Raw genomic sequence first — 25932 nt, 5'->3', positions numbered from 1 at the left:
GACGGACGTGATTTCCACCCACGGAAGAACACGACACATGTCCGTCCGAAAAGGGGACCGCCACCTGAGGGATCTTCCTACGGCACCCTGCGACGGAGCGTCCGGACAAAGCTTTTCGTCGAAATTTCGAACGCTCGTCCCCTTTCTCCTCGGGGATCCCCGAGGGAACACCCATGCCATAACAAATCATGGAGGCACGGGAAAGGGAGACCGCCTGTCCGGAAGCGGCCAGGAGAGCGCTCCGTCCATCGTGGCCCACCACCCCGGAGTCGCGAAGGGGAGGATGGTGCTGATCAGCGGCGCCACAGGGCACACAAACGGGCCGTTCGTCCTCCTCTCATCGACAATTCGGATAACCGATAAAGGTTCTTCAATCCTGGAATCGGTATCACACACGAAAAAGATCCACCTGCCGGAACAGGACGCTCACCCTCCGTTCAACGAGCGATAACCCGAGATGCCCGAAAACAGGCGCCAAAGACCGAAACCAGATGGACATGGTGATCAACGGCCTATAGGTTCTTTCGAGGCCACCGCGACCTCCCCCTCTGCGGACACGCCGGAAAGGAAACGATGAACGCGTTGAAGAAGGCCATGGTGACCCTCGCGGTCGCCGCCGGTCTCACCGCCGGGACCGCCGGTGTCGCCTCGGCCGCCACCGAGTACGTCGGCGGTGGCACCTGGTGGCACGGGCTCACCGCCTCGACCGTGTACTCGGACTACTTCCACGCCACACGCTGTCACGGGTCGACGGCTGTGGGGACCTACACCGTCAGATCCACCGGATACCTGCCCGGATACACCTCCAAGGCGACCGCCCCCCGCGCCCTGTACAACAACGAGACCTACTGGCGGCACTGCGGCTAGGGAGTGTTTTTTAGAAGGCTTTCGGGTCAGCGAGCGGCCGTCCAGGCAATCTCTCGCAAGACGATGTGCGAAGTTCAGCCTGGTCGTGCTTCACGAGCGCAGAGGCGTAGCGAGAGGCGGCCTGGTGGACGCGAGCCCGGAATGATGCAAAAAACACGACCTAGGTGTGCTGTTCCGTGGAGCCCCGTCCAGGCCCCCTAGAGGGCCGTTCGGGGTCCACGGTCGCCGAGCATCCCCGTACTCCGGTCACCCGAGAGGGACCGCGTTCAACGGTCTTCGCACAGGCGGGCAAGGGTGAGACGAGGGTCCGAGGCGAGCACGGCCCACCACCGACGAACCCGCCGGCCCCCATCAGCGGGTCGCCCCGCCCACGTGCCAGGACAGCATGCCCGACAGAACCATCGCCTTCGCCTACACGGCGTGCCTCGCGTTCGCCGCGCTCCTCGCCTTCCTCCTCGCCGCCACCGCCGAACGGACCGTCTACGTCCTTGAGGACTCGGAGATGGTGTGGATCACGGAGAACGACGGGACCCACGACAACCGCGAGGTCGCGCGTACCGTGCAGGACGTCGCCGACGAGTACGACGCCGCCATCGGATACACCGTCCTGGACGTCAACGAACCGTCGTCGAAGGCCCACATGTACCTCGCGGTCTCCGACCCCGCGTCCCACTACGCGGACTGGTTGGAGAACGGGTACCCCTCCTTCGGCCGCGGATTCGGCATCGAGACGCATCCCCTCACGGAGTTCGACGACGTGGGCCCCAACGGGTACTACCTCGTCTTCGGTCCCCCACAGGCCCGGACAGCGCTGCTCGACGCGTTCACGGACCACGGGCTGCGAGAGCCGCCGGGCGCCTCCCTCACCCGACTGTGGCACTACTTCACCGGCGGCTACCTGTTCAACCTCCTGGCCGTCGCCGTGCTCGCCACCGTCACCGCCGTCGGCGCCGGGGTCCTGCTCGCCTCCCGCCGACACGCCGTGATGCGTCTTCAGGGTCACTCCTACGCCGGCGTCCTGCGCCGGGAGTGGATCAAGGTCGCACGCCTGTACGCGATCGCCCTGCCCGCGGTGGTCGCCGTCACCCTGGCCTTCCTCGGCCTCTACAACGGCTGGAACCAACTCGGCGCCTACACGACCCTGGCCCTGACCTTCCTGGCGATACTCGTCGCGTCCTGCCTGGTCGTGCACGCGGCCATGCTCGCCCTGGTGCACACCACCGGCATCCTGCCGGCGCTCAAGGGCCGCATACCCGTGCGCAGCACCACCATCGCCATCTACCTGGTGCGCGTCCCCGTGCTCGCCCTGACCCTGGTCATCGTCGGCACGGTCGTCGTCCTCGCCCAGGACGTCCGTGACCAGCGCATCGGACTACAGGTCTACGAGCGCTACGGCGACACCTCCCGCCCCGCGTTGAGCGCCCACTACGGCTGGTCCGACGCTCAGGCCGTCGACGACGAACTCGGCCCCTGGCTACGCGGGGTCGACGCCGACGGCGACATGGTGCTGGCGGTCCACGCCACGCCCTCCACGCTCCTGCCCGCCGCACCGGACTCCCCACGGCCATCCGATCCGGACCCCCCCGTCCTCATCGTCAACGACACCTTCCTGGCCGAACAGGAGGTCCTCTCACCGTCCGGAGAGCGTCACGGACCGTCCGAGTCCGTCCGCGTCATCGTCCCCGAGTCCGCCTCCATCGACCCCGATCCTCTGGTCGAGGGCCTGAGCGACCACTGGTTGGAGATGAACGCCGTCCCAGGGCGCGCCTTCGACATCGAGGTGTTGTCGGCCGCCGAAGGACAGACCGTGTTCACCTACGGGGCGGAGCGGCCCGAAGGCCCTCTCGCCCTTCCCCTGTTGCACGAGCCGGTCCTCGTGGTCCTGCCCAACGGCCATGTCATGTCCGACACCAGCTACGTCAACCACATGTCCGGCCGGGGAACGGTCTTTCCCGACCCGGACGTGGTGGAGACCTTCCGCGCCGAGAACCCCCAGGCCTCCCGCTACATCTCCATGGTCGAGAAGCTCACCACCGGTGCTCTGAAGGAGCACGCCGACACCCTGACCGCGCTGCGCGGTGAGCTGTTCAATCTCGTCGGCGCGAGCACCGTACTGCTGCTGACCGCCACCGCCGCGTGCCTCGTGCACGTGCGCGCACGGGCTCAGAGCATCTTCGCCCGGCACATCAGTGGATGGACCTTCGTCTCCACCCACCGACGGCTACTGATCATCGAGGGGGCCATCGCGGTGGCGTTCCTGGGCTGGGCCACGTGGGACACCCTCGCCACACTGGCCGCGGCCGACGACCCGACAAGCCCTCTGCCGCCGAGCGCCGTGAACACCACCGGGTTCGAACCCTTCTACGCCGCGGGCATCGCGCTGGCCTCCCTCGCCCTCACCTTCGGCGCACTCGTCCTCCTCCACCGCCGTATCGTCCGTGAAGGCGCCTCCCAGGCCTGACACCCCCCGGGGAACACCATGATGATCGTCAAGAACCTCACCAAGTCCTTCGGCCCCCGCACCCTGTGGGAAGGCCTCGACCTGTCGGTGGAGCCGGGCCGGATGCTCGCGCTGGTCGGTGCCAGCGGTTCGGGCAAGACCACCCTGCTCAACTGCATGGGTCTGTTGGAAAGACCCAGCGGTGGACACATCCTCTTCGAGGGCACCGACGTCACCCGACTGGGGCCCGGTGGCCAACGGCGCTTCCGCCGCGACCGACTCGGCTACCTCTTCCAGAACTACGCCCTCATCGAGAACGCCACCGTCAAGGCCAACCTCGACGTGGCCAGAAGACGCGGCACCAGGCCCGACCACGCACACGCCCTGGAACGGGTCGGTCTGGCCGGACGGGAGAGGGAGAAGGTGCACCATCTCTCCGGCGGCGAGCAGCAACGCGTCGCGCTGGCACGCCTGTTGGTCAAACGCCCCTCCCTGGTCCTGGCCGACGAGCCCACCGGCGCGTTGGACAACGACAACGGCGCCATGGTGGTGGACGTACTGCGCCGGATGAGCCGGGAGGGCTGCGCGGTGGTGATCGCCACGCACGACGACGACGTGCGCGACGCGTGCGACACGGTCTTCGACGTTCACACCCGAAGGACGGTCGGCGTCTGAGGAGGACCGGGGGCGGTCATCACACCAGGACGGTCTCGCCCTCGGCCACGATGACGGCGGGGCCGCGCAGCCGGGCACCGTCCGCGTCCAGGAACACCGTGCACTCCCCTCCGGGGACGCGCACACGCCAGGTCGCTCCCTCTCCGTTCGGAGTGGCCGCCGCCGCGGCCGCGACGATCCCGGTACCGCAGGAGCGGGTCTCGCCCGAACCACGCTCGTACACGCGCATCTCCAGCACCCCCGGTTCGGTCTCGGCGTAGACCTCGACGTTGGCACCGGCGGGGAAGGCCTCGGTGTCCAGCACCGGCGGCTCGGTCAGATCGACCTCGGAGACCGGTCCGGCCACCTCACAGGCCAGGTGGGGGTTGCCCACGGAGATCTGGGCCCCGTGCACCACCTGTCGGGCCAGTCCCGCCGAGGACGTGCCCTGCTTCTCCACACGCCCCATGTCCACGGTGATGTCGCCCGCGGGCTCCACCCACACCTGCTTGGCACCGTCTCGCGTGCCCACCTCGAAGTGGTCGTCCTCCACCAGGCCCGTGTGCCGCAGGTAGCGGGCGAACACCCGCACCCCGTTTCCGCACATCTCGGCGACGCTGCCGTCGGCGTTGCGGTAGTCCATGAACCACTCGGCGCGCTCGGCCGTACGGGCGGCCGGAGCGAGCTTCTCACCCAAGGCGCGCGTGCGCACCACCCGCAGGACACCGTCGCCGCCGATCCCGGCCCTGCGGTCGCACAGGAGACGGACGGTCTCCTCCGTCAGATCGAACTCCCCGTCGAGGTCGGGGAGGATGACGAAGTCGTTCTGTGTGCCGTGGCCCTTGGCGAATCGCATGCCGACCATCCTAGGGGCGGCGGCCGTCCCCTCCCGCCGGTCCGTCGTCGCCCTCCCGGGCCTCGTGCCTTGGGGTCGGGAGGACCCCGGGAGGAGAATTACGCTGGAAGGATGATCAAGGTGATCGCGGTCGTAGGCCCGACCGCTGTGGGTAAATCGGACCTGGCCGTCGAGGTGGCCCTGCGCATGGAGGAGCGCACCGGACGCCGGGCGGAGGTGATCAACGCCGACTCCATGCAGCTCTACCGCGGCATGGACATCGGTACCGCCAAACTCACCGAGAAGGAAAGACGCGGGGTCCCCCACCACCTGTTCGACGTCTGGGAGGTCACCGAGGCCGCCGACGTGGCGAGCTACCAGGCCATGGCCCGCGCCCGCGTCGAGGAATGCGCCGACCGCGACGTCCTTCCCGTCCTGGTCGGCGGTTCGGGTCTGTACGTGCGCGCGGTCCTGGACCATCTGAATTTCCCGGGTACCGACCCCGCGATCCGCGCCCGCCTGGAGGCGGAGCTGGAGGAGGTCGGTCCGGGGGTACTGCACACCAGGCTGGCCGAGGCCGACCCGGCGGCTGCCGGCGCCATCCTGCCCGGTAACGGACGCCGCATCGTGCGCGCACTGGAGGTCATCGAGTTGACCGGCAGGCCCTTCACCGCGAACCTGCCGGACCACACCTCCTTCTACCCCTGTCTACAGATCGGCCTGACGGCGCCACGCTCGGAACTGGACGAACGCATCGACCTTCGTGTGGACCGCATGTGGGACGAGGGACTGCTGGAGGAGGTACGGAGATTGGACGCACTGGGGCTGCGCCGTGGCCGCACCGCCTCGCGTGCGCTCGGCTACGCCCAGGCCCTGGCCCAGCTGGACGGCGGGCTTTCGGAGACGGAGGCCAGGGCCTCCACCGCTCAGGCCACCCGCCGTTTCGCCCGGCGTCAGGAGTCGTGGTTCCGCCGCGATCCGCGCGTGCGGTGGCTGCCCTACGACGCTCCGGACCTCGCCGACCGGACACTGACACTGGTGGACCGGGCACTGTCCGGCTCCTGGGCCGACCCGGGGCGGGACGAGGCCCTGGTCGACGTGTCCACCTGGGTCCCCGGCGCCCGACCGGTCATGGACTAGGTGTGCTGTTCGGTGAGGTTGGTGGCACGGGCTGCTGGGAGTTTCCTGAAACTCCTGCGCACATGGCGAAGGGCGTCGAGGATCGGTGTGTGACGACCAACCTTGACGCCCTCCTGACAGCACTCTACGCCCATCTGGACGACCACGTCCTGCCTTCACGCGAACAACCCGTCGAACGCGGCCCCAACCGGCTGCTCACCGACGCCGAACCGGTCTGCGTCGCGGTGGCCCAGGTCCTGCTGCGGCATGATCCCGAACGCCACTGGATGCGCGCCGCCCCGCACCGCATCGGCCACCTCTTCTCCCGCCTTCCCGAACGTGGCCTCCTGTCCCCACTGTGACGACCGGTCGCACGGTCACACGGGGGGACGGGGAGACGGGGAACATGGTCGCCGCGACATCACGCGTGGCCGTCGGATCCGCGCCCACCCGGCTCGTGCCTGCGCGGGACCGGCCGACCGTCCCCGTACACCTCGCCGGAGAAGGAGGAAGGCGGTCCCGCACCGTGTCGGGACCGCCTCATGATCCGTGTCGGAATCAGACCTCGCAGCAACCGCCCGGGGCCGCGGGCTGTTCCACCGGAACACCGACCTTGGGCAGTCCCAGTAGCACTCCCGGCTTCCCGTCCTGCGCCGGCAGACCGTTGCGGGCGGCCCAGGCCTCACCCGCGCGGGTGCGCCGCAGACTCCGGATGCCCGAGTCCGCCACCAGATGGTGCGGGGCGGCGTAGGTGACCTCCACCGTCACCATGTCGCCGGGGCGGGGCTCCTCGCCCTCGCCCAGGGCGAAGTGCACCAGTCGGTTGTCGGGGGCCCGGCCGGAGAGACGGCGCCGCTCCCCGTCCTTACGGCCCTCCCCTTCGGCCACCAGCAGCTCGACCTCGCGCCCGACCAGCTTCTGGTTCTCCTCCCAGGAGATCCGGTCCTGGAGCTCCACCAGACGCTGGTAGCGCTCCTTGACCACCTCCGGGGGCACCTGACCGTCCATCGTGGCCGCCGGTGTGCCGGGGCGCTTGGAGTACTGGAAGGTGAACGCCATGGCGAAACGGGCTTCGCGGACCACGTGCAGCGTCTCGGCGAAGTCCTCCTCGGTCTCGCCGGGGAAGCCCACGATGATGTCGGTGGTGATCGCGGCGTGGGGCATGGCGGCGCGCACCTTCTCCACGATGCTCAGGAAGCGCTCTTGACGGTAGGAGCGGCGCATGTCCTTGAGGACCTTGCTCGAACCCGACTGCAAGGGCATGTGCAACTGCGGCATGACGTTGGGGGTCTGGGCCATCGCCTCGATCACGTCGTCGGTGAAGTCACGTGGGTGGGGCGAGGTGAAACGGACCCGTTCCAGGCCCTCGATCTCCCCGCAGGCGCGCAGCAGCTTGGAGAAGGCCTGCCGGTCGCCGAAACCACTACCGTAGGCGTTGACGTTCTGACCGAGCAGGGTGATCTCGCTGACGCCCTCGGCCACCAGTGCGCGCACCTCCGCGAGCACGTCGCCGGGTCGACGGTCCTGCTCCTTGCCGCGCAGCGCGGGCACGATGCAGAAGGTGCAGGTGTTGTTGCATCCCACGGAGATCGACACCCACGCGGCGTAGGCCGACTCGCGGCGGCTGGGCAGCGTGGAGGGGAAGTGCTCCAGTGACTCGGCGATCTCCACCTGCGCCTCCTTCTGGACGCGGGCGCGTTCCAGCAGGGCGGGCAGCGAACCGATGTTGTGGGTGCCGAACACCACGTCGACCCAGGGCGCACGGCGGACGATCTCACCGCGGTCCTTCTGGGCCAGGCAGCCCCCGACCGCGATCTGCATGCCCGGATTGGCGTCCTTGACCGGTCGCAGGTGACCGAGGTTGCCGTACAGGCGGTTGTCGGCGTTCTCCCTGACCGCACAGGTGTTGAAGACGATGATGTCTGCGGTGGTGTCCTCGGCTGCGCGCGCGTACCCAGCGTCCTCCAGCAGACCGGAGAGGCGCTCGGAGTCGTGGACGTTCATCTGGCAGCCGTAGGTCCGCACTTGGTAGGTACGACTCTGGCTCACGGAACCAGGCTATCCGTTGCCGCGGACCCTCCGGTTCCGGTCGTCGTCGGCGACGACGGATCCGTCCCCCTCCGCCGTGCGCCCGCACCCCTCGCACCGCCTGTTCCCGCCTTCCCACGCTCCGTAGCACCCCGCGCTCCGTGAGGCTCCTGCAACCTGCGAGGAGAAGGAGATACAGGAGGAACAGGCGACCCCCGAGCCCCCTGAGATCGCACACGGACGAGACGCTGGAGCACGAAGTCATGACAGGGAGCGACAGGAGAACGCTTAACCGTCTCAAGCGGTAACAGTTTCGCCAATCCCGTCGTAACAAGTCTGCTACTCCACAGCCCAGTGGCAATTTCGTGATGACACGACAGTCCGGACCCATTAGGTTCCGACCATGACCTCAACTCCTCTCGTCGTGCTGGAGAACGTCAACAAGCACTTCGGCGACCTGCACGTGCTCCGCGACATCAATCTGACGGTTAACTCCGGCGAGGTGGTAGTCGTCATCGGGCCGTCCGGTTCCGGCAAGTCGACGCTGTGCCGCACGATCAACCGCCTGGAGACGATCGACTCCGGAACGATCACCCTGGACGGACAGCCGCTGCCCGCCGAGGGCCGTGCCCTGGCCAAACTGCGCAGCGACGTGGGCATGGTGTTCCAGTCCTTCAACCTGTTCGCGCACAAGACGGTGCTGCAGAACGTGACCCTGGGGCCCATGAAGGTCCTGCGGTCGAAGAAGGCCGACGCCGAGAAGCGCGGCATGGAGCTGCTGGAGCGCGTCCAGATCGCCGACCAGGCCCACAAGTACCCCGCGCAGCTCTCCGGCGGTCAGCAGCAGCGCGTGGCGATCGCCCGTGCCCTGGCCATGAACCCGAAGGTGATCCTGTTCGACGAACCCACCTCGGCCCTGGACCCGGAGATGGTCCAGGAGGTGCTCGACGTCATGACCGACCTGGCCAAGGAGGGCATGACGATGGTCGTGGTCACCCACGAGATGGGCTTCGCCCGCCGTGCCGCCAAGCGGGTCGTCTTCATGGCCGACGGGCAGATCGTCGAGGAGAACACGCCGGACGAGTTCTTCGGCAGCCCACGAACGGAACGGGCCAGGGACTTCCTCTCCAAGATCCTGACCCACTAGCTTTTCTCGCGTTTTCACACGAACCAAGGAAGAAGAGGTAACCCCCATGCGAGTTCGTCGTATCAGTGGCGTCCTGGGCGGCGTCGCGGCTCTGGCCTTCGCCCTCAGCGCCTGCGGTACCGCCGACGTCGGCGGTGGCGGAGACGGCGGCGGCGACGAAGGCGGCAACGGCGGCGAGACCATCACCATCGGCGTCAAGTACGACCAGCCCGGGCTGGGACTGCTCGAGGGCAGCGCCCCCGTCGGCTTCGACGTGGACGTGGCCACCTACATCGCCGGTGAACTCGGCTACTCCCCTGAGCAGATCGAGTGGGCCGAGGCCGCCTCGGCCAACCGCGAGTCCTTCCTCCAGCAGGGGACCGTCGACATGGTGATCGCCACCTACTCGATCACGGACGAGCGCAGCGAGGTGGTGGACTTCGCCGGCCCGTACTACGTCGCCCAGCAGGACATCCTCGTGGCGTCCGACAACGAGGACATCCAGGGGCCCGACGACCTGGCCGGCAAGGTGCTGTGCTCGGCCTCCGGTTCCCGGTCCGCGCACAACATCGTCGACGACATGGGCATCGACGCCGAACTGCGCGAGGCGGGCAACTACTCCGAGTGCCTGGAGCTGCTCGGTAACGGCACCGTCGACGCGGTGACCACCGACAACACCATCCTCGCCGGTTTCGCCGCGCAGAACCCCGACGACTACCGGATGGTCAACAACCCCTTCGGTGAGGAGAAGTACGGCGTGGGTCTGCCCCCCGGCTCCACCGAGCGCTGCGAGGAGGTCAACGCGGCCATCGCCAAGATGTGGGAGGAGAGCGCGGCCACCGAAGCCCTGGAGGCCGCCTTCGGCGCCACCGACTTCGCCTACGAGGAGTCCGTGCCCGAGCTCGAGGACTGCCAGTAAGTCCCTTCTTCCACTGACCGCACGCCTTGTGGCGGGGCCGTCCGCGGCCCCGCCACAAGGCCCCTGACCAGCTGGGACCCATGGAAGCCTTTCTCAGCAATATCGACAGGGTTGTGGACGGTTTCTCATGGACCGTCCGGCTCACCCTTCTCAGCGCCCTCTTCTCCTTCGTCCTGGGCGTCCTGCTCACCGCGATGCGGGTGTCCCCCGTCCCCCTGCTCCGCGGACTGTCCACCGCCTACGTCGAGGGCATCCGTAACACCCCTTTGACACTCGTCCTGCTGTTCTGCGGCCTGGGACTGAACAGCGCCCTGGGCCTGAGCATGGCCGACAGCGTGGCCTGGGACGTCTTCTGGTGGGCGGTCATCGGCCTTTCCGCCTACACCGCCTGCTTCGTCTCGGAGTCGCTGCGAGCGGGCATCAACACGATCCCCCTCGGCCAGGTGGAGGCCGCCCGTTCACTGGGACTGACCTTCACCCAGAACCTGCGACTGATCGTCATCCCGCAGGCACTGCGCACCGTCGTCGGCCCGCTGGGCAGCGTCCTCATCGCACTGACCAAGAACACGACCGTCGCCTCCGTCGCGGGGTTGGGCGTTCAGGAGGCGTCCAGGGAGATGAAGCTCATGTTCGACCAGGGGATCGCGCCGGTCCTGCCCACCTTCGTCGGCTTCGCCATCGGCTTCCTGATCCTGGTCCTGCCGATGGGCTACTTCTTCGGCTGGCTCGCCAAGCGTGTGGCGGTGGTCCGATGAGCACCCAGACCTCCGTGCTGTTCGACGCGCCCGGCCCCAAGGCCCGTGCGCGCAACGTCCTGTACACCGCCATCGCCCTGGTCGTCTTCGTCGTCGGCCTGGCGACCCTGTACCTGGGGTTCAACCAGACCCTCCGCGACAGGGAGGCCTCCCTGTTCGACCCGGCCACCTGGGCCGTCAACCCGTCGGGACAGTGGGCCGCCTCCAAGTGGGAGCCGTTCCTGCGTCCCGCCACGTGGACCGACTACGTCATCCCGGGCCTACAGAACACCCTCACCGCCGCTCTGACCGCCTCGGTCCTGGCGCTCGTCTTCGGCCTGGTGTTCGGCATCGGACGCCTGTCCGAGCGCTGGTGGGTCCGCGCCGCGTCGGGTGCCGTGGTGGAGTTCTTCCGCGGCATTCCGCTGCTGATGCTGATCTTCTTCACGATGGCGCTGCCCATCGTGGCCTACCAGCTGTTCGACATCCCTCCCGGAACCTTCCAGGTGACCGCCCTGGCCGCCGTGGTCACCGGCCTGACCCTGTACAACGGGTCGGTCCTGGCCGAGGTCTTCCGCGCGGGCATCCTCGCCGTGCCCAAGGGCCAGTCCGAGGCCGCGCAGGCCATCGGGATGACCAGGACCCAACGCATGTGGGTGATCCTGATCCCGCAGGCGGTCACCGCGATGATGCCCGCGATCGTGGCCCAGTTGGTGGTCCTGCTCAAGGACTCCGCGCTCGGTTACATCATCGCCTTCCCCGAGCTCCTGCGCAGCTTCACCCTGCTGGCCACGCGCGAGAGCAACGTGATCCCCGCGGCGATCATCTGCGCCGTCATCTACATCATCATCAACCTGGCCCTGAGCCGGGTCGCGATCTGGCTGGAACGACGCAACGCCCGCCGTGGCAAGCCCTCGGCCAAGCCGACGGACGCTCTGGACGCGCCACTGAGGCTCGGCACCGCCACGGGCGCCGCGGGCGCCTCCGTCGCGGTGGAGCCCACCGTGCAGGAGCCCCTGCCCGACACCCTCTCCGAGGACGAACGCACCGGCCCCGGTGACGACTCCGACGACGGTGCTCCACGGGACGGACGCGACTGACCCCCGCCCCCTCCCACACGGCCCCGTTCACGCCCCGGCGTGAACGGGGCCGCCGCTCTCGTGGACATGGGCACGGCCCGGCGACCTGTCCTGAGGGACTGCACAGGAGAGCGAGCGAGGACTAAGGTCGATATGTCATCGAAGTGAACCCACGACCCACCCTGAGCGGACATGTCTGAACTGTCGAGTCCCCACGGCTCCTGGCCCTCGCCCATCAGCGCAGATGACGTCACCCGAGGGGTGCGGCGGATCTCCTTCCCCTCCGTCGTGGACGAGGAGGTCTGGTGGGAGGAGAGCCTCCCGGAGGAGGGGCGCACCACCCTCATGCGGCGCGACGCCGACGGAACGGTGACCGACCTGCTGCCCTCCCCCTGGAGCGCCGCCACCCGGGTGCACGAGTACGGGGGACGCTCCTACCTGCCCGTCCCCCGCCGCGACGACAAGGCCATCACCCGCATGGGCGTGGTCTTCTCCTCCTCCGCCGACCAACGCCTCTACCTGTTGGAGCGCGGCTCCCGAGAACCCGTACCGCTCACCCCCGACGACGGCGCGACCTCGCGCTACGCCGACCCCGCGCTCAGTCCGGACGGACGCGCGGTGCTCTGTGTACGCGAACAGCACTCCGACGGCGCCGTCCGCCGCTCGATCGTGTCGGTGCCACTGTCGGGTCGGGCCGCGCAGAACGCGTCCGCGGTGCGCGAACTGGTCTCGGGCGCGGACTTCTACGCCTCCCCCACGCCCTCCCCCGACGGCGAACGCCTGGCCTACGTGCGGTGGAACCACCCCCGGATGCCCTGGGACGGCAGCGAACTGCGGGTGGGGACCCTGGCGGAGTCCGGACTCACCGGTGAGTACACGCTCAAGGGCGGATTCGACGAGTCGGTGGTCTCCCCCGTCTGGGCGGACGGATCGTCACTGTACGTGGCCTCCGACTGGCCCGGCTGGTGGAACCTGTACCAGGCCGGGATGACCGGACAGGCGATCGCGCTGTACCCGGCCGAGGAGGAGTTCCACGCCTCTCCCGGACGCCTGGGCGAACGGTCGTTCTGTGTACTGGACTCGGGTCGTCTCGTGACCCTGCACGGCCACGCGAACATGACCCCGAGCGTGTACGATCCCGACACCCTGGACCTGACACCGCTGCGCACCGACCTGACCACGTGGTCGATGTTGGACACCGACGGACGCACGGTGGTCGGGGTGGCCTCCTCCCCCACCGAGCCCCCGTGCCTGGTACGGCTGGACCCCGAGACGGGAAGGACGGAGGTCCTGCGCCGATCCGCCGAGAAGGCACCCGACCCTGCTTATCTACCGACCCCCCGCCAGGAGACGTTGCCGGGACGGTACGGCAGGCCGGTGTACGCCAACGTCTACCCGCCGACCCATCCCGACATCGACCCACAAGGACCCGCGCCCTACGTGGTGTGGGCCCACGGCGGCCCGGTGTCGGCGTGCACGCTGGAGTTCGACCTGGCCAAGGCCTACTTCACCAGTCGCGGCATCGGTGTGGTGGACGTCAACTACGGCGGCTCCACCGGATACGGACGCTCGTACCGCAAACGCCTGCACCAGGAGTGGGGCGTGGTGGACGTGGAGGACTGCGTGTCCGCCGCGCGGGCCCTGGTGGAGCGGGGCCTGGCCGACCCCGAGAGACTGGCCGTTCGCGGCCCGAGCGCGGGCGGCTACACGGCGCTGATGGCGCTGACCGGCGACACGTTCGCGTGCGGGGTGTCCCTGTTCGGGGTCACCGACCTGCTGGGGTTCAGCGAGACCACGCACGACTTCGAGTCGCGGTTCCTGGACTCCCTGGTGGGGCCGCTGCCGGGGTTCACCGAGCGCTACCGCGAACGCTCACCCGTCAACCGGGCCGGGGAGATCAACGCGCCGGTGCTGCTCCTCCAGGGCCTGGCGGACACGGTGGTACCCCCCGAGCAGGCCAGGTCCATGGCGACCGCGTTGGCGGCGCACGAGGTGCCGTACGCGCTGCTGGAGTTCGCCGACGAGGGCCATGGCTTCACCGCCCGGAAGGTGCGCGTGCGTGCCTTGGAGGCGGAGCTGGCGCTCTACGCGCGGGTGTTCGGGTTCGAGACCGACGTGCCCCCTCTGGAACTGGTCACCACCGCGCCCGCACCCCTCCCCGAGACCGCCGCGAAGACACCGGAGCAGGCCGACGAGACCACTACGGAGGCCTCCGGCGACGGCACCGAGGAGCGGGCCCCCCGTCCCGCGGACACCGCCACGGCCGACTGATCGGCATCGGTCCCCCGAAACACCCACCCGTCACCGGTGCCCGTCGGGGTCGCGCAGTTCCACCTCGCGACCCCACGGCGTCTTCCCCACCGTGGCGCCGAACTCGGCCGCGCTCACGTCCACGCCCCGCACCCTGAGGTGGACCAGGGTGTCGGGACGGGCATCACCCGCGTGTGCGGACGGGAACAGGCGGACCCGCCCTCGTGCGGCCTCCACGAAGTCCGGCGTGCCGGGTACGCCAACGGTGCCCTCACCGCCGGACGAAGCCCGACCGCCCGTACCGGGCCACGGACGAGCCGGAGTCCGCGACCCGTGGGAGGGGACGGTCTCCTCCACACCGGGCTCCCTCTCCGGGCCGGGTTCACGTGTCGGGGTCGTACAGGTCGGCCTCCACACCCTCGCGTTCGAGTTCCTCCCTGACGATCCGATAGGACAGGCCGGAGGAGTACCCCCTGCGGGCGAGGGCGCTCAGAGTGCGGCGGATCCGGATCTCCTTGTTCTTGCCCCGGCTGGCGGCCAGGCGGCGACGCGCCAGATCGCGAGCGGCCTCCTCCTCGTCCTGGTCGCTGAGCCCGCCCACGGCCTCCTGGACGGTGTCCTCCTCCACTCCACGGGTGCGCAGCTCCTGGGCCAGCGCACGGCGGGAGAGTTTCCGACCGTGGTGACGCGAGGACACCCAGGCCTGGGAGAAGGCCGCGTCGTCGACCAGTCCGGCCTCGCCGAACTCGCCCAGGACCGAGACGATGACGTCCTCGTCGAATCCCCGGTCGCGCAGCGACCGCTCCAGCTGGGCGCGGGTGCGCGGAGAGTGGGTGAGCATCCGTAGGACCAGTGCGCGGGCCCTGCTCTCGGGGTCCTCCTCGGACGGGCGTCGCCCGTCCGAGGAGGACCCGTCCCGCGGGGAGTCCGAGGGGGGCCGGCCCCTGGGCCGGCGCCCCTCACTACTCATCGGTCGTGGGCGCCTTGGTCGTCCTGGCCGAGGCGCGCTTGGCGGGGGCCTTGGCGGCGGCCGTGGCCGAGGCCGGGGCCGCCTTCTTGGCGGCTTCCGTGGCGTCGCCGGCCGAGCCGGAGGCGCTGTCGTCGCCCTTGGCGGGTACGCCCAGCTTCTCCTTGATCTTCTTCTCGACCTCGTTGGCCACGTCGGTGTTCTCGCGCAGGAAGTTGCGCGCGTTCTCCTTGCCCTGGCCCAGCTGGGTGCCCTCGTAGGTGTACCAGGCACCGGACTTGCGCACGATCCCGTGCTCCACGCCCAGGTCGATGAGGCTGCCCTCGCGGGAGATGCCCACGCCGTACAGGATGTCGAACTCCGCCTGCTTGAACGGCGGCGCCACCTTGTTCTTCACGACCTTGACGCGGGTGCGGTTCCCGACCGCGTCGGTACCGTCCTTGAGCGTCTCGATCCTGCGCACGTCCAGACGGACCGAGGAGTAGAACTTCAGCGCCCGGCCACCGGTGGTGGTCTCGGGACTGTTGTGCACCATGACACCGTCGACGAAGTAGTTGTGGTTGCCCTCCACCTCGATGTCGAAGCGGTGCATGCCCCGGGTCTCCGGCTTGACGTGGATGTCGAGGATCGGGGAGGCCACTAGACGCTCGACCGGTTCGGAGAACTCGGGGACGACCGTGCACCGCCCCTGGAAACGGGGCAGCAGCTTGTCGGCCATGGATTCGTGTACGTACGGCGCCACCAGCTCCTGGAAGCGGGCGGAGGCCGCGGTGGTGAATCGGATGAAGTACTCGCGGGCACTACCTCGGGTGACGAGTTCGGCGTCGAGTCCGTAGGTGTCCCGTAGGTGCTCGGTGAGCCGCTCCCGGGTACCGGGGCTCATGGCCTCGACGCAGATCTCGATGCGCCCGCTGCCTCCCTCGGTCCGAACCTGAGCGCCCTTGGAACGGACGGTGAAGCAGCCGTCGTCCATGTACCAGACAGCCAACGCCAAGGGAGTGAGGCTCTTGAGGTACTCCCAGCTCAGATGCTTCTTTCCGTCACCGAAGTAGACCGCCTCCCTCAGCTCCGCCAGCTCGGGAAGCGGCGTGAAGTCGGCGAACACCGCTCCCTTGTCGTTGCTGGTGCGGCTGTGGGCGATGTTTCCCAGGAGCGAGACCTTCCAGTCCAGGTAGTCCGTCTGCGCCGCGCCGTGCCCCATCCTGAAGCGGGTACCGGTACGGCCCTGGGTGTTCGGGGAGAGGCTGCCGTCTCCCATCACCGAGCCGAGGATCACCTGACGCTGCTGCTCACTCAGGTAATGCGTCTGAGCGGTCAGGACCCGGTCTCCCGGAAGGAGTTCACCGGCTTCACGCCATCCTCCGGGGGTACGGATCAGGTGGTTGGGGGTCGCGGCGAACTGAGAGCGCCCGTTCTTCCCCGAACGCGCCACGGTGAACTGGAGGAAGTGATCGGTCTTGCCGTTGTCGAACCAGTTGACGATTTTCCGAGGAACGATCTCGTCTTTCTCCGGGTCGTAGGACAGGACCTCGACATCCATTTTCTGGTTGACGATCTTCCCGATCTTCTCCTGCGTACCATCCGCGAGGGTCACCCGGGTGTTGTAATGCATGCACCCGAACATCACACCGACTTTTTCACGAAGCTGGTTGATGAAGATGGCGGTGGTGTTCGTCTGGTGCAGGGCACCGGCGATCTTCCTCAACGCTTGCGACATCAGGCGGGCCTGTAGACCCACGTGGCTGTCGCCCATCTCGCCCTCGATCTCGGCGCGGGGCACCAGGGCCGCCACGGAGTCGATGACGATGATGGAGATCGCGCCGGAGCGGATCAGCATGTCGACGATCTCCAGCGCCTGCTCACCCGTGTCGGGCTGGGAGAGCAGCAGGTCGTCGGTGTTGACGCCGATCTTCTTGGCGTACTCGGGGTCCAACGCGTGCTCGGCGTCGACGAAGGCCGCGATACCGCCCGCCTTCTGGGCGCTGGCCACCGCGTGCAGGGCGACGGTGGTGTTGTGGGAGAGCACGCCGTTGGCCAGGAAGCTGTGCGTCTCGGGCAGCATGATGTCGAAGGTCGGCTGTTCTCCGCCGTCTTCGATGGCCGTGATCCGCTCATAGGTGTAGGGAGCGGTGATCAGTTCCTTCAGGTGACCGAGGATCACCCGAGCCGAGGAGGGAAGGTCCTGTCCGCGGCTCTCGGCCCAGTCGATGATGTCGACCAGCCGGTTGCGGCTGCACGGCAGATCCATGTCCACACGGAAGAGGTCTCCCGCGGCCCGGTCGAAGTCGCGGTCGCCGCCCACGGAGTCGCGAAGACTCTGGATCAGCCCCCGAACATGCGGGATGTTCTCGCATTGCGGGCTTCGGGAGGTGAGCCGGAAGTTCTTCTCCACCTGTGCCGCACGACGCTGGGAGCGAAAGCCCACTTCGTCGAGGAAACGGTGCGCCACCGAGGCGTTGATCGTGACGGTCCAGCAGTCCCGCTCATAGGTGGGGTTGTACTTGCTATGGAGCGACGCGGGGACACCCAGGCCGTAGAGCAGGAGCTGCACGTCCCGTGCGAGCTGCTCGGAGGCGCTGGCCAGGCCGATGGTGGAACTGTTGTCGATCCAGCCATCGCCCTCGAAGAGCGCGGACAGAAAGGCCCGTTGGATCTTGTCACCGCCGGTACGAACCCCGGGGGGGACGCGCTTGCCCGCGGCGTTGACGTAGTCGAGCCCGTAACGCTCGGCGATCTGCTTGCGCAGGACCACCCCCGGGAGCACATACTCCCTGCAGTTCTTGCCCTCGTACTCCTTGACCTCGGTGTCGAAGAGCCAGGTGGCGATGGAGGAGAACTCTCTGCCGACCTCCTCGTCCCCGTTACTGAAACGCACCGAGGAGGTTGCTCCGAGACTTCCCTCGGCGACGAGATAGCCGAGGAACACGGCCTCGTCCTCGGTCAGGCCTCCACCCAGGGCCGCCTCGTTGGCACCAAAACGCGCCGAGACGAGGATGTCGCCCTCCTGCAGCTTCCCTGCCTTGCGCCAGACGATGAAGCCGTCCTCGTTCATCACCCGGAGCGGGTGGTTGTGGGTGACGCTGACCTGACGGCCCGAAGTGGTGGTGAGGCGCAGGACCGACTTGCGGTTGTTGTGCGTCAGGGCCGCGACCGTCTCCAACTCCCCGCGTTCGTTGACCACGCGGATGCCCTGCTCACGCACATCGGTGACACGGCTGGTGCAGGTGACGGGTTGTCCCGCGCGCTCGAAGAGCTCCGCGACGGTCTCCATGCCCCGGTCGGTCCAGATGTAGGTGTCCGCCGTCAGGCATTTACCTGACGACTCCGGTCCGTACACCTCCACGACACGACCCTTGGGGAGTCCTCCGATGCCCAGGGCCACGTCGAGGGCGATCGCCCCGGTGGGGATCGCCTCGATCGGCGGACGCTCGTCATCGCCCAAACGCATGACGGAGCCCTTGCCGAACTGCCGCTCGATCTGGGCGAGCGCTGTTTCGAGAGCCTTGTCTCGGTCTCCAGATGCCACGGGATACCCCTGTTGGGTCGATGCCTTCTTCTTCATGATGTGCACGACGCTACGCGGCCGGTACGACAATCGCGACGTCCGACGTTCGCCTGTGGAAGACCCACACTACCCGAACCTTTGTTCGATGCGGTGTACGGGACCTGTCCGGATCAGCGTGCCGAGGCCGGCAGGTCGAAGGCCTCGCACACGGCACGCCACACCTCCTTGGCGCCCACCCCGTCGGCCAGGGCCTGTTCGACCGTGCGGGAACCGAGCCCCTCCAGGACGTAGTCCTTGGCCAGGCTCTCGGCGTAGGCCTCGCCGAACTGCTCGTGCATGTTGTGCCAGAAAACCGTGAGTCTCATCGCGCCCAGTATCGGGGATGAACACCTCCGACGCGTCCTGTCAGGGGTTCCGTTCCTCCGAAAACGCACTCGCGACACGAACCGCGCGACGTGTCCTCCCGACCGCTTCGGACCGCCGCACGCACCTGACGCGAACAGATCCTTCCGGCGGACCCACGCTCGTACGCCGCGCGTCGTCGCCGAGGGGGCGGACGTGCCCGGGTCTCTCCGCCGGGCGCGGTGGGACGCCTGCGCGCGGTGGCCGCCGGCTCCCCCGCAACACCGCGTGGGACCGCCCCGAACCGTGGATGCTCTGGCGGTACACCGTCGTCGCGGAGAGGGGGCGTGGGTACTACCTCCAGATCAACGTTCCCGCCTCCGAACGGCACGAGTACGCGGAGGTCGTCGAGGAGGTGTTCGCTTCCTTCGAGCCGGTGCTCTGAGTGTCAGCGTGGACGGGGGACCGCCGTCGACGGCACTGTGCCCCGGCCGGGTGAGGAGGAACCGGGGCACAGGAAGCGGCGGGCGCGACGGAGGGGCCCCTCACACCGGCGTACCGGGTCAGACGGTGGAGGAGAACACCTCCTCGCGCGCGTGTCGGAGGGCGTGCAGGAGCGCACCGCGTACGACGGGGCTGCCTTCCACCGATCCCAGGGCGACCTCGGTGGCGTTGGGGGCTATGCGGGCGGTGGCCGCCTGGACCCTTTCTGCGAGCTTGGTCCCACCCGCGCGGGCCACGTCCCCACCCAGCACCACCAGCCCCGGGTCGAGGATGACGGTGACGGCGGCGACACCACGGGCGAGCCGTTCGGCGAAGGCGTCCAGGAACGCGTCCGCCCCGGGGGTACCCGCGGTGGAGGCCGCCGCGACGACCTCGGTGACGTCGGTGCCCTCGATGCCGTATCGGGCGGCGAGTTCGACCACCTGTCCGGCCTTGACCAGGGCCTGGAAGCTGTGGGGAAGCTCGCGACTGGAGGCGTCGCGCAGCGACTCGTACCCCCCGGACAGCCCCACGTCGGTGGGCATGGGGGCGCCCGGCACCGGCAGGTAGCCGATCTCGCCCGCGCCACCGGACCGACCGCGGTGGACACGCCCGTCGATCATGGTGGACATGCCGACGCCGCCGCCGGCGCTGAGCCAGATGAGGACGAACTCGGACACCCCGGAGGCCGCTCCCTCGGAGTGCTCCGCCAGGGCGGCCAGGTTGACGTCGTTCTCGATCATGACCGAGCGTTCCAGGTCGGCGCGCAGGGCTTCGAGGACCCCTTCGTGCCAGGACATCAGGTCGAAGGAGAAGCGGATGTCGCCGGTGCGCGGATCAACGACGCCGGGGGTACCGATGACACAGGCGCGGAGCTTGTCCAAGGGGACACCGGCGGTGTCGACCAGGCGCATCACCGCCGTGTGGACGAGTGCGACGGGGTCGTCGGAGGTGCTGGGGTCGACGGCGACGTCGCTGACGATCCTGCCGGTGATGTCGGCGATCGTCGCGGTCACCCGGTGAGCGCTGACGTCCAAGGCGGCCACGTAAGCGCTTTCCGGCACGACGGCGTAGAGCGCCGCGTTGGGGCCCCGGCCCCCCGCCCGACTACCCACCACCCGAACGAGGTCCCGTTCCTCCAGCCGCGCCAGGAGCTGGGAGGCGGTCACCTTGGACAGCCCCGTCCGCGTTCCCAGCTGTGTCCTCGTCAAGGGTCCCGCGGACAGTAGTAGTTCGAGCGCCGCGCGATCATTGAGCTGGCGTAGCAGCCGGGGAGTCCCCGGACGTTGAGACATAACCGTGACACCTCACCCTGTTTTTATTAGGAAAGTTTCCTGTTAATTTAGCTCACAACCTCACAGGAGGTCACGTCCTGGCAGGCCCGCTTCGGGCCCTTCCGGTACCCGCGCCGGCGGGGCGGTCAACGTGCTATCCCAGCACAACCCCCACGAAGACGTCGAGCCGCCGGATGATTCCCGATCATCCCAGGCCGGTTCGAGCACAGGCGTCGACCCCAGGCGCACCGTGCGAAGGGAGAAGAGGCACACATGAGATTCTCCAAGATCGCCGCGACCACGGCCGTGGTCCTGCTCGCCGCCGCGTGCGGCGGCGACTCCGGATCCGGCGACGGCGGTGAGGCCGAGAGCCTGACCGTCTGGGTCATGGGCACCTCCCAGGAGTCCCTCGTCGAGTACTTCGAGGACGCCGAGGCACGTTTCCAGGAGGACAACCCCGGCGTCTCGGTCGACGTCGAGTTCATCCCGTGGCCCGACGCGCAGGAGTCCATCACCAACGCCCTCGCCGGCGGCGACGCCCCCGACGTCCTGGAGGTCGGCAACGACCAGGTCGCGGGCTGGGCCTCCCAGGGTGCCCTGCTGGACATCACCCACCAGGTCGGCGAGTGGGACGCGGCGGCGGGCATCGACGAGAACGCCCTGGAGTACGGCACCTACGAGGGCGTCCAGTACGGCGTCCCCTGGTTCTCGGGCGTACGCACTCTGTACTACCGCGCCGACTGGTTGGAGGAGCTCGGCCACGAGCCTCCCCAGACCTGGGACGACCTCGTCGAGGTCGCCGAGGCCATCCAGGACGAGTACGACGTCCCCGGATTCGCCGCACCCACCGACTTCACCAACGGTATCGCCAGCTTCATCTGGAGCAACGGCGGCGAGATCGCCGTGCAGAACGGCGACGCGTGGGAGGGCCGGCTCACCGACCCCGCCACCGTCGAGGCCGTCGAGTTCTACGCGAGCCTGTCGACCGACGGCATCTCCCCGCAGGACTACGTCGGTCAGAACGAGCTCATCGCCCTTGCCGACATCGCCAACAGCGAACTCGGCATGTACATCGACGGCGGCTGGGCGATCGGCGCGATGGAGGAGCAGGCCGAGGACCCCTCCGTGGTCGAGAACATCGCCGCCGCTCCGATCCCCGGCGCCGACGGCATCGCCCCCGCCTTCGCGGGTGGCTCCGCGCTGACGGTGTTCACCACCACCGAGCACCCGGATCTGGCCTTCGAACTGCTGACCGTCCTGGGCGACGAGGAGGGCGGCAAGGGCTACGCCGACGTCGCGGGCTTCTTCCCCGCCTACCCGGCCCTGCTGGACGACGACGAGTACCAGCAGGACCCCGCCCGGGCCGCCGCCGCCACGCAGATGCAGCACACCCGGTTCTTCCCGACCACCCCGCGTTGGACCGCCGCCGACCAGGACGGCAAGATCCTTCCCGGCGCCGTCCTGGACATCGTCCGCGGCGGTGACGCCGAGGAGGTCCTGGAGGCCGCCGACGAGGAGCTCACCTCGGTCCTCAACGAGCCGGTCGAGTAACCGCGACCGACGCACCGTGTGAAGCAGCGCGTGGGCGGGGTCCGCACGGACCCCGCCCACCGCGCCCGAACCACGCCTCGATTGAGAAGACCATGGCATCGACCGTCGAACCGACCTCCGCGAGTGGGGCCCGCCCCGGCTCGGCCCCCAGCGCCGAGTCCGCGTCCCCACGCCGCAGACCGCCCACCCCGTACCTGCTCATCCTCCCGGCCCTGATCCTGCTGTCGATCGTGCTGTTGTGGCCGATCGTGCAGATGGTCTGGTACTCGCTCACCAGCTTCACCACCCGCAACCTCCTGCCCAACCAGCCCGGGCCGTCCTGGAACGACTTCGCCCATTACCGGCAGCTGCTGACCGACCCCGTGTTCTGGACGATCCTGCGCAACACGGTCGTGGTCTGTGTGCTGATGGTCGGCATCACGATGGTGCTGGGCACTCTCGTGGGATTGCTGTTGCACAAGCTCCCCAAGTGGTTCTCGGGGTTCGTGGCACTGGGCATGATGCTCGCCTGGGCCACCCCGGCGCTGAGCGCCTCCCTGGTCTTTCGCTGGCTGTTCCTGCCCGAGCGCGGGCTGGTCAACGTGATGCTGGACCGGATGCCGGACTGGCTCGTGGGCGGCGGTTGGCTGGAGTACAACTGGTTCCTCGAACCGGGCTCGCTGTTCTCGATCCTGATCACGGTGATCGTCTGGCAGTCCTTCCCCTTCGTGGCCGTCTCCGTCCTGGCCGGGCTCAAGAGCATTCCGCACGAGCTGTACGAGGCGGCGAGGATGGACGGGGCCGGCGCGTGGAAGGCCTTCTGGAACGTCACGTTCCCGATGCTGCGGCCACTGTTCGCGCTGCTGCTGGTCCTACAGATCATCTGGGACCTACGGGTGTTCACCCAGCTGTACGTCCTGGCCAACAGCTTCCAGAACAAGGACGTCTACCTGCTCTCGTACTACATCTACCAGCAGGGCTTCAGCGCCAGCCCCGCCAACTACGGCATGGGGTCGGCGATCGCGGTGGTCATGACCGTGATGATCCTCGCCGTCACCGCGTACTACCTGCGCATCATGATCCGCCAGGGGGAGACCCGATGACCGCGATCGACGACACCGTCGGACCCCGTGTCCGTGAGCCCCTCTCCACCGCGAGCGCGGGGACGGGCCCCGGCGGCCGTACCGGCCGCGTCCACCGCCGCGGCCCGCTGCGGCGCCTGCGCTCGCTGCCGCTGTACCTGGCCGGTGCCGCGGTGTTCCTGTTCTCCGTCTTCCCCGTGTACTGGATGCTCATCACGGCCTTCAAGCCGGTGGGCGAGATCTTCACCCGCGACCAGAGCATCCTGCCCAAGGCGCCGACCCTGGCGCACTTCGACAGGGTCCTCAACGGCCAGCTGATCCCGGGGGTGAACTTCTGGCAGTTCCTCGCCAACAGCCTGTTCGTCACGGTCTCCGCCGTGGCCATGGGAGCGTTCCTGTCCCTGCTGGCCGCCGTGGCCGTGGCCCGGTTCCGCTTCCGGCTGCGCACGGCCTTCATCCTGCTGCTGATGGTGATCCAGATGGTGCCGATGGAGGCGATGATCATCTCGATCTTCATCAACTTCCGCCACCTGTCCGACCTCGGCGGTGTGCAGTTGCTCGGTAACCTGTCCGGTCTACTCATCGTGTACACGGCCGTGTCCCTGCCGATCACCATCATGATGCTGCGGGGTTTCGTCGCCGCGGTGCCCAAGGAACTGGAGGAGGCCGCGGCGATCGACGGCGCCGGCCCCTGGACCGTCTTCTGGCGCATCCTCATGCCCTTGGTGGCGCCGGGGTTGGTGGCGGCCAGCATCTTCGCCTTCATCACCGCGTGGAACGAGTTCATCGTCGCCCTGACGTTCCTGGGCCGCAGCACGGACGACTACACGCTGCCCCTGACCCTGTCCTACTACTTCGGCCGCTTCGGCACCGAGTGGGGGCCCATCATGGCGGCCTCCACCCTGTTGACCATCCCCGTGATGATCTTCTTCCTGTTCGTCCAGCGACGCATGGTCTCCGGTCTGACCATGGGCGCGGTCAAAGGCTGATCGCACCGCACCCTCCGGGGCGGGTCCCGCGGTGGACACCGTGGGGCCCGCCCCGGACGCGCGTCCCGCCACCGCCCCCCGCTTCCACGCCACCCGTCTGCCCACCCGGGCACCCCTTCGCCGAACGGAGTCCACATGCCGTACGACCCGACCCTGGCGCGTCTGGCCAACGCCACGCTGCTGGTGCCCTTCGAGTCCCACCACGTCCCGCGCTGGGTCCTGGAGGGTCTGGAGGACGGCATCTCCGGCGTCTGTCTGTTCCACAACAACCTCGACGGTCCCGCACAGGTGACCGCGCTCAACGCCTCCCTGGCCGAGGCCACCGACACACCGCTGATCTCCCTGGACGAGGAGGGGGGCGACGTCACCCGCATCGGGCAGGCGCGCGGCAGTGACTATCCGGGCAACGCGGCGCTGGGCGCGGTGGACGATCCCGAGCTGACCCGCGCCACCTTGCGCTCGCTCGGAGGACGTCTCGCGGAGTTGGGCTTCAACATGGACCTGGCCCCGTCCGTGGACGTCAACGTCGCCGACGACAACCCGGTGATCGGCACCCGTTCCTTCGGCGCCGACCCCGCACTCGTGGCCCGGCACGCGGAGGCCGCGGTGCGGGGCCTCCAGGAGGCGGGCGTGGCCGCGTGCGCCAAGCACTTCCCCGGCCACGGCGCCACCTCCCAGGACTCCCATCACGTGCTGCCCAGGGTGGAGGCCGACGCCGAACTGCTCCACCGTCGCGAACTCCTGCCCTTCCGGGCCGCGGTGCGGGCGGGGGTCCGGTCGATCCTGACCGCGCACATCGAGATGCCCGGCCTGGGCGGTGAGGGGCCGGCCACCCTCGCCCCCCACATCCTCAACGACCTGCTCCGGGAGGAACTCGGCTTCACCGGCGTCGTGGTCAGCGACGCCATCGAGATGCAAGGGGTCAGCGGGCGGATCGGCATCCCCGAGGCCTGCGTGCGCGCGGTGACCGCCGGGGTGGACCTGTTGTGCCTGGGCAGGTTCGTCTACGCCGATCAGGTCGCCCTGATCCGCGCCGCCCTGGTGGAGGCCGTCCACGAGGGACGTCTGCCCCTACGACGCCTGGAGGAGGCCGCCTCCCGCAACGCCGAACTGCGCACCTGGATCCGCGAGTCGGCGGCCCTTCGCGAGAACACCGTCCGGTCCGAGGATGTGGGCCTGGACGGGGCCCGCCGTGCCCTGCGCGTGGAAGGCGACCTTCCTTCCCTGAAGGACCCGTACGTGGTCGAGGTGGAGGCCCCCGCCGGTATGGCGGTGGGAGAGGTCCCCTGGGGTCTGCGTTCCTGGTTCGCCGACGTCGAGCGGGTCTCCCCCGACACGGCGCACGCCGACCGACTGGTGGAGGCCGCACGGGGACGCGACCTGATCGTGGTGGTGCGCGACGCACACCGCTACCCCGGTGCGCGGGCCCTCGTGAGGCGCCTTCTCAGTGCCCGTCCCGAGGCCGTCGTGGTGGAGATGGGCCTGCCCATCTGGCGCCCTGACTGCGCCGCCCACGTGAGCACCTACGGTGCCGCGCACGTGAACGGGCTGAGCGCCGCCGAGCTGTTGGGCGGCACGGTGGGGGTCCCCTCGACGAGGGGTTAGCGACGCGAGGGCGCCGCCGGTGCGAGCCGCGAGGCCCACCCGCGGCGCTCGTGCGCCCAGGTCGGCCTTCGACGCCTGAAGGCGGCGAACGCGAAGGCGCGGGG

Annotated in this window: 21 protein-coding genes and 1 pseudogene; 15 read left to right on the top strand and 7 right to left on the bottom strand. The window is 68.7% G+C overall.

The features are described from left to right. Nucleotides 1-573: 573 nt before the first annotated feature. The 3 genes from PFX91_RS09085 to PFX91_RS09075 all read left to right on the top strand — a co-directional run bounded on the left by PFX91_RS09085 (nucleotide 574) and on the right by PFX91_RS09075 (nucleotide 3982). Complete coding sequence (locus tag PFX91_RS09085; protein WP_285730865.1) at nucleotides 574-867, top strand: lactococcin 972 family bacteriocin; 294 nt, start codon at nucleotides 574-576, stop codon at nucleotides 865-867. Between the two features lie 385 nt (nucleotides 868-1252). Beyond that, a complete protein-coding gene (locus PFX91_RS09080) occupies nucleotides 1253-3328 on the top strand; it encodes a bacteriocin-associated integral membrane family protein (protein WP_285730863.1) in 2076 nt (691 codons plus the stop codon). 18 nt (nucleotides 3329-3346) lie between these two features. Then, nucleotides 3347-3982, top strand: a complete 636-nt coding sequence (locus tag PFX91_RS09075) for an ABC transporter ATP-binding protein (RefSeq protein WP_285730861.1) — start codon at nucleotides 3347-3349, stop codon at nucleotides 3980-3982. 19 nt (nucleotides 3983-4001) lie between these two features. On the opposite strand, the gene dapF is transcribed toward PFX91_RS09075, so the two are convergent. Then, nucleotides 4002-4826: a diaminopimelate epimerase gene (dapF, locus tag PFX91_RS09070; RefSeq protein WP_285730859.1), complete on the bottom strand. Its 825-nt coding sequence runs from the start codon at nucleotides 4824-4826 to the stop codon at nucleotides 4002-4004. Nucleotides 4827-4928: 102 nt separating this feature from the next. Between dapF and miaA the strand changes: the two genes are divergently transcribed. Together miaA and PFX91_RS09060 are read left to right on the top strand one after the other, a co-directional pair. Next, nucleotides 4929-5936, top strand: a complete 1008-nt coding sequence (miaA, locus tag PFX91_RS09065) for a tRNA (adenosine(37)-N6)-dimethylallyltransferase MiaA (RefSeq protein WP_285730858.1) — start codon at nucleotides 4929-4931, stop codon at nucleotides 5934-5936. 89 nt (nucleotides 5937-6025) lie between these two features. Continuing rightward, nucleotides 6026-6250: pseudogene (locus tag PFX91_RS09060) on the top strand (IS982 family transposase); the annotation flags it as partial. Between the two features lie 223 nt (nucleotides 6251-6473). Here the strand turns inward: PFX91_RS09060 and miaB are convergent. Further along, nucleotides 6474-7940, bottom strand: a complete 1467-nt coding sequence (miaB, locus tag PFX91_RS09055) for a tRNA (N6-isopentenyl adenosine(37)-C2)-methylthiotransferase MiaB (RefSeq protein WP_285731077.1) — start codon at nucleotides 7938-7940, stop codon at nucleotides 6474-6476. Between the two features lie 406 nt (nucleotides 7941-8346). Between miaB and PFX91_RS09050 the strand changes: the two genes are divergently transcribed. From PFX91_RS09050 to PFX91_RS09030, 5 genes are all read left to right on the top strand, one after another. Then, nucleotides 8347-9090, top strand: coding sequence for an amino acid ABC transporter ATP-binding protein (locus PFX91_RS09050; protein ID WP_285730856.1), 744 nt, complete (start codon nucleotides 8347-8349; stop codon nucleotides 9088-9090). A gap of 46 nt (nucleotides 9091-9136) precedes the next feature. Beyond that, complete coding sequence (locus PFX91_RS09045; protein ID WP_285730855.1) at nucleotides 9137-9988, top strand: glutamate ABC transporter substrate-binding protein; 852 nt, start codon at nucleotides 9137-9139, stop codon at nucleotides 9986-9988. Nucleotides 9989-10068: 80 nt separating this feature from the next. After that, complete coding sequence (locus PFX91_RS09040) at nucleotides 10069-10743, top strand: amino acid ABC transporter permease (RefSeq protein WP_285730853.1); 675 nt, start codon at nucleotides 10069-10071, stop codon at nucleotides 10741-10743. Further along, the gene (locus PFX91_RS09035) at nucleotides 10740-11822 is read left to right on the top strand and encodes an amino acid ABC transporter permease (protein WP_285730851.1); all 1083 of its coding nucleotides are present in this window, start codon (nucleotides 10740-10742) and stop codon (nucleotides 11820-11822) included. Before PFX91_RS09040 ends, PFX91_RS09035 begins: the two co-directional genes overlap by 4 nt. A 171-nt stretch (nucleotides 11823-11993) precedes the next feature. Further along, complete coding sequence (locus tag PFX91_RS09030) at nucleotides 11994-14072, top strand: S9 family peptidase (protein ID WP_285730850.1); 2079 nt, start codon at nucleotides 11994-11996, stop codon at nucleotides 14070-14072. Between the two features lie 30 nt (nucleotides 14073-14102). On the opposite strand, the gene PFX91_RS09025 is transcribed toward PFX91_RS09030, so the two are convergent. The 4 genes from PFX91_RS09025 to PFX91_RS09010 all read right to left on the bottom strand — a co-directional run bounded on the left by PFX91_RS09025 (nucleotide 14103) and on the right by PFX91_RS09010 (nucleotide 18888). Then, nucleotides 14103-14408 (bottom strand): VOC family protein, encoded by a 306-nt coding sequence (locus PFX91_RS09025; RefSeq protein ID WP_285730849.1) that lies wholly within the window; start codon nucleotides 14406-14408, stop codon nucleotides 14103-14105. Nucleotides 14409-14433: 25 nt separating this feature from the next. Then, the gene (locus PFX91_RS09020; RefSeq protein WP_285730848.1) at nucleotides 14434-15021 is read right to left on the bottom strand and encodes a regulatory protein RecX; all 588 of its coding nucleotides are present in this window, start codon (nucleotides 15019-15021) and stop codon (nucleotides 14434-14436) included. After that, a complete protein-coding gene (gene recA / locus PFX91_RS09015; protein ID WP_502888286.1) occupies nucleotides 15014-18589 on the bottom strand; it encodes an intein-containing recombinase RecA in 3576 nt (1191 codons plus the stop codon). Before recA ends, PFX91_RS09020 begins: the two co-directional genes overlap by 8 nt. Nucleotides 18590-18693: 104 nt before the next feature. Beyond that, on the bottom strand, nucleotides 18694-18888 hold the full coding sequence (locus tag PFX91_RS09010; RefSeq protein ID WP_285730847.1) for a DUF3046 domain-containing protein: 195 nt from the start codon (nucleotides 18886-18888) through the stop codon (nucleotides 18694-18696). A gap of 287 nt (nucleotides 18889-19175) precedes the next feature. On the opposite strand from PFX91_RS09010, the gene PFX91_RS09005 reads away from it, so the two are divergent. Further along, a complete protein-coding gene (locus PFX91_RS09005) occupies nucleotides 19176-19310 on the top strand; it encodes a hypothetical protein (protein ID WP_285730846.1) in 135 nt (44 codons plus the stop codon). Nucleotides 19311-19428: 118 nt separating this feature from the next. Here PFX91_RS09005 and PFX91_RS09000 read toward each other — a convergent pair whose 3' ends face one another. Further along, complete coding sequence (locus tag PFX91_RS09000; RefSeq protein ID WP_285730845.1) at nucleotides 19429-20643, bottom strand: ROK family transcriptional regulator; 1215 nt, start codon at nucleotides 20641-20643, stop codon at nucleotides 19429-19431. Between the two features lie 252 nt (nucleotides 20644-20895). Between PFX91_RS09000 and PFX91_RS08995 the strand changes: the two genes are divergently transcribed. The 4 genes from PFX91_RS08995 to PFX91_RS08980 all read left to right on the top strand — a co-directional run bounded on the left by PFX91_RS08995 (nucleotide 20896) and on the right by PFX91_RS08980 (nucleotide 25828). Continuing rightward, nucleotides 20896-22173, top strand: a complete 1278-nt coding sequence (locus tag PFX91_RS08995; protein WP_285730844.1) for an extracellular solute-binding protein — start codon at nucleotides 20896-20898, stop codon at nucleotides 22171-22173. 92 nt (nucleotides 22174-22265) lie between these two features. Next, complete coding sequence (locus PFX91_RS08990; protein ID WP_285730842.1) at nucleotides 22266-23255, top strand: carbohydrate ABC transporter permease; 990 nt, start codon at nucleotides 22266-22268, stop codon at nucleotides 23253-23255. Next, nucleotides 23252-24223 (top strand): carbohydrate ABC transporter permease, encoded by a 972-nt coding sequence (locus PFX91_RS08985; RefSeq protein WP_285730841.1) that lies wholly within the window; start codon nucleotides 23252-23254, stop codon nucleotides 24221-24223. The genes PFX91_RS08990 and PFX91_RS08985 overlap by 4 nt, the downstream gene beginning before the upstream one ends. A gap of 135 nt (nucleotides 24224-24358) precedes the next feature. Next, complete coding sequence (locus PFX91_RS08980; RefSeq protein ID WP_285730839.1) at nucleotides 24359-25828, top strand: glycoside hydrolase family 3 protein; 1470 nt, start codon at nucleotides 24359-24361, stop codon at nucleotides 25826-25828. Nucleotides 25829-25932: the final 104 nt, after the last annotated feature.

The sequence above is a fragment of the Nocardiopsis sp. ATB16-24 genome (genome assembly GCF_030271535.1).
Lineage (GTDB): Bacteria > Actinomycetota > Actinomycetes > Streptosporangiales > Streptosporangiaceae > Nocardiopsis.
This window is presented reverse-complemented; position numbering and strand designations above follow the sequence as displayed.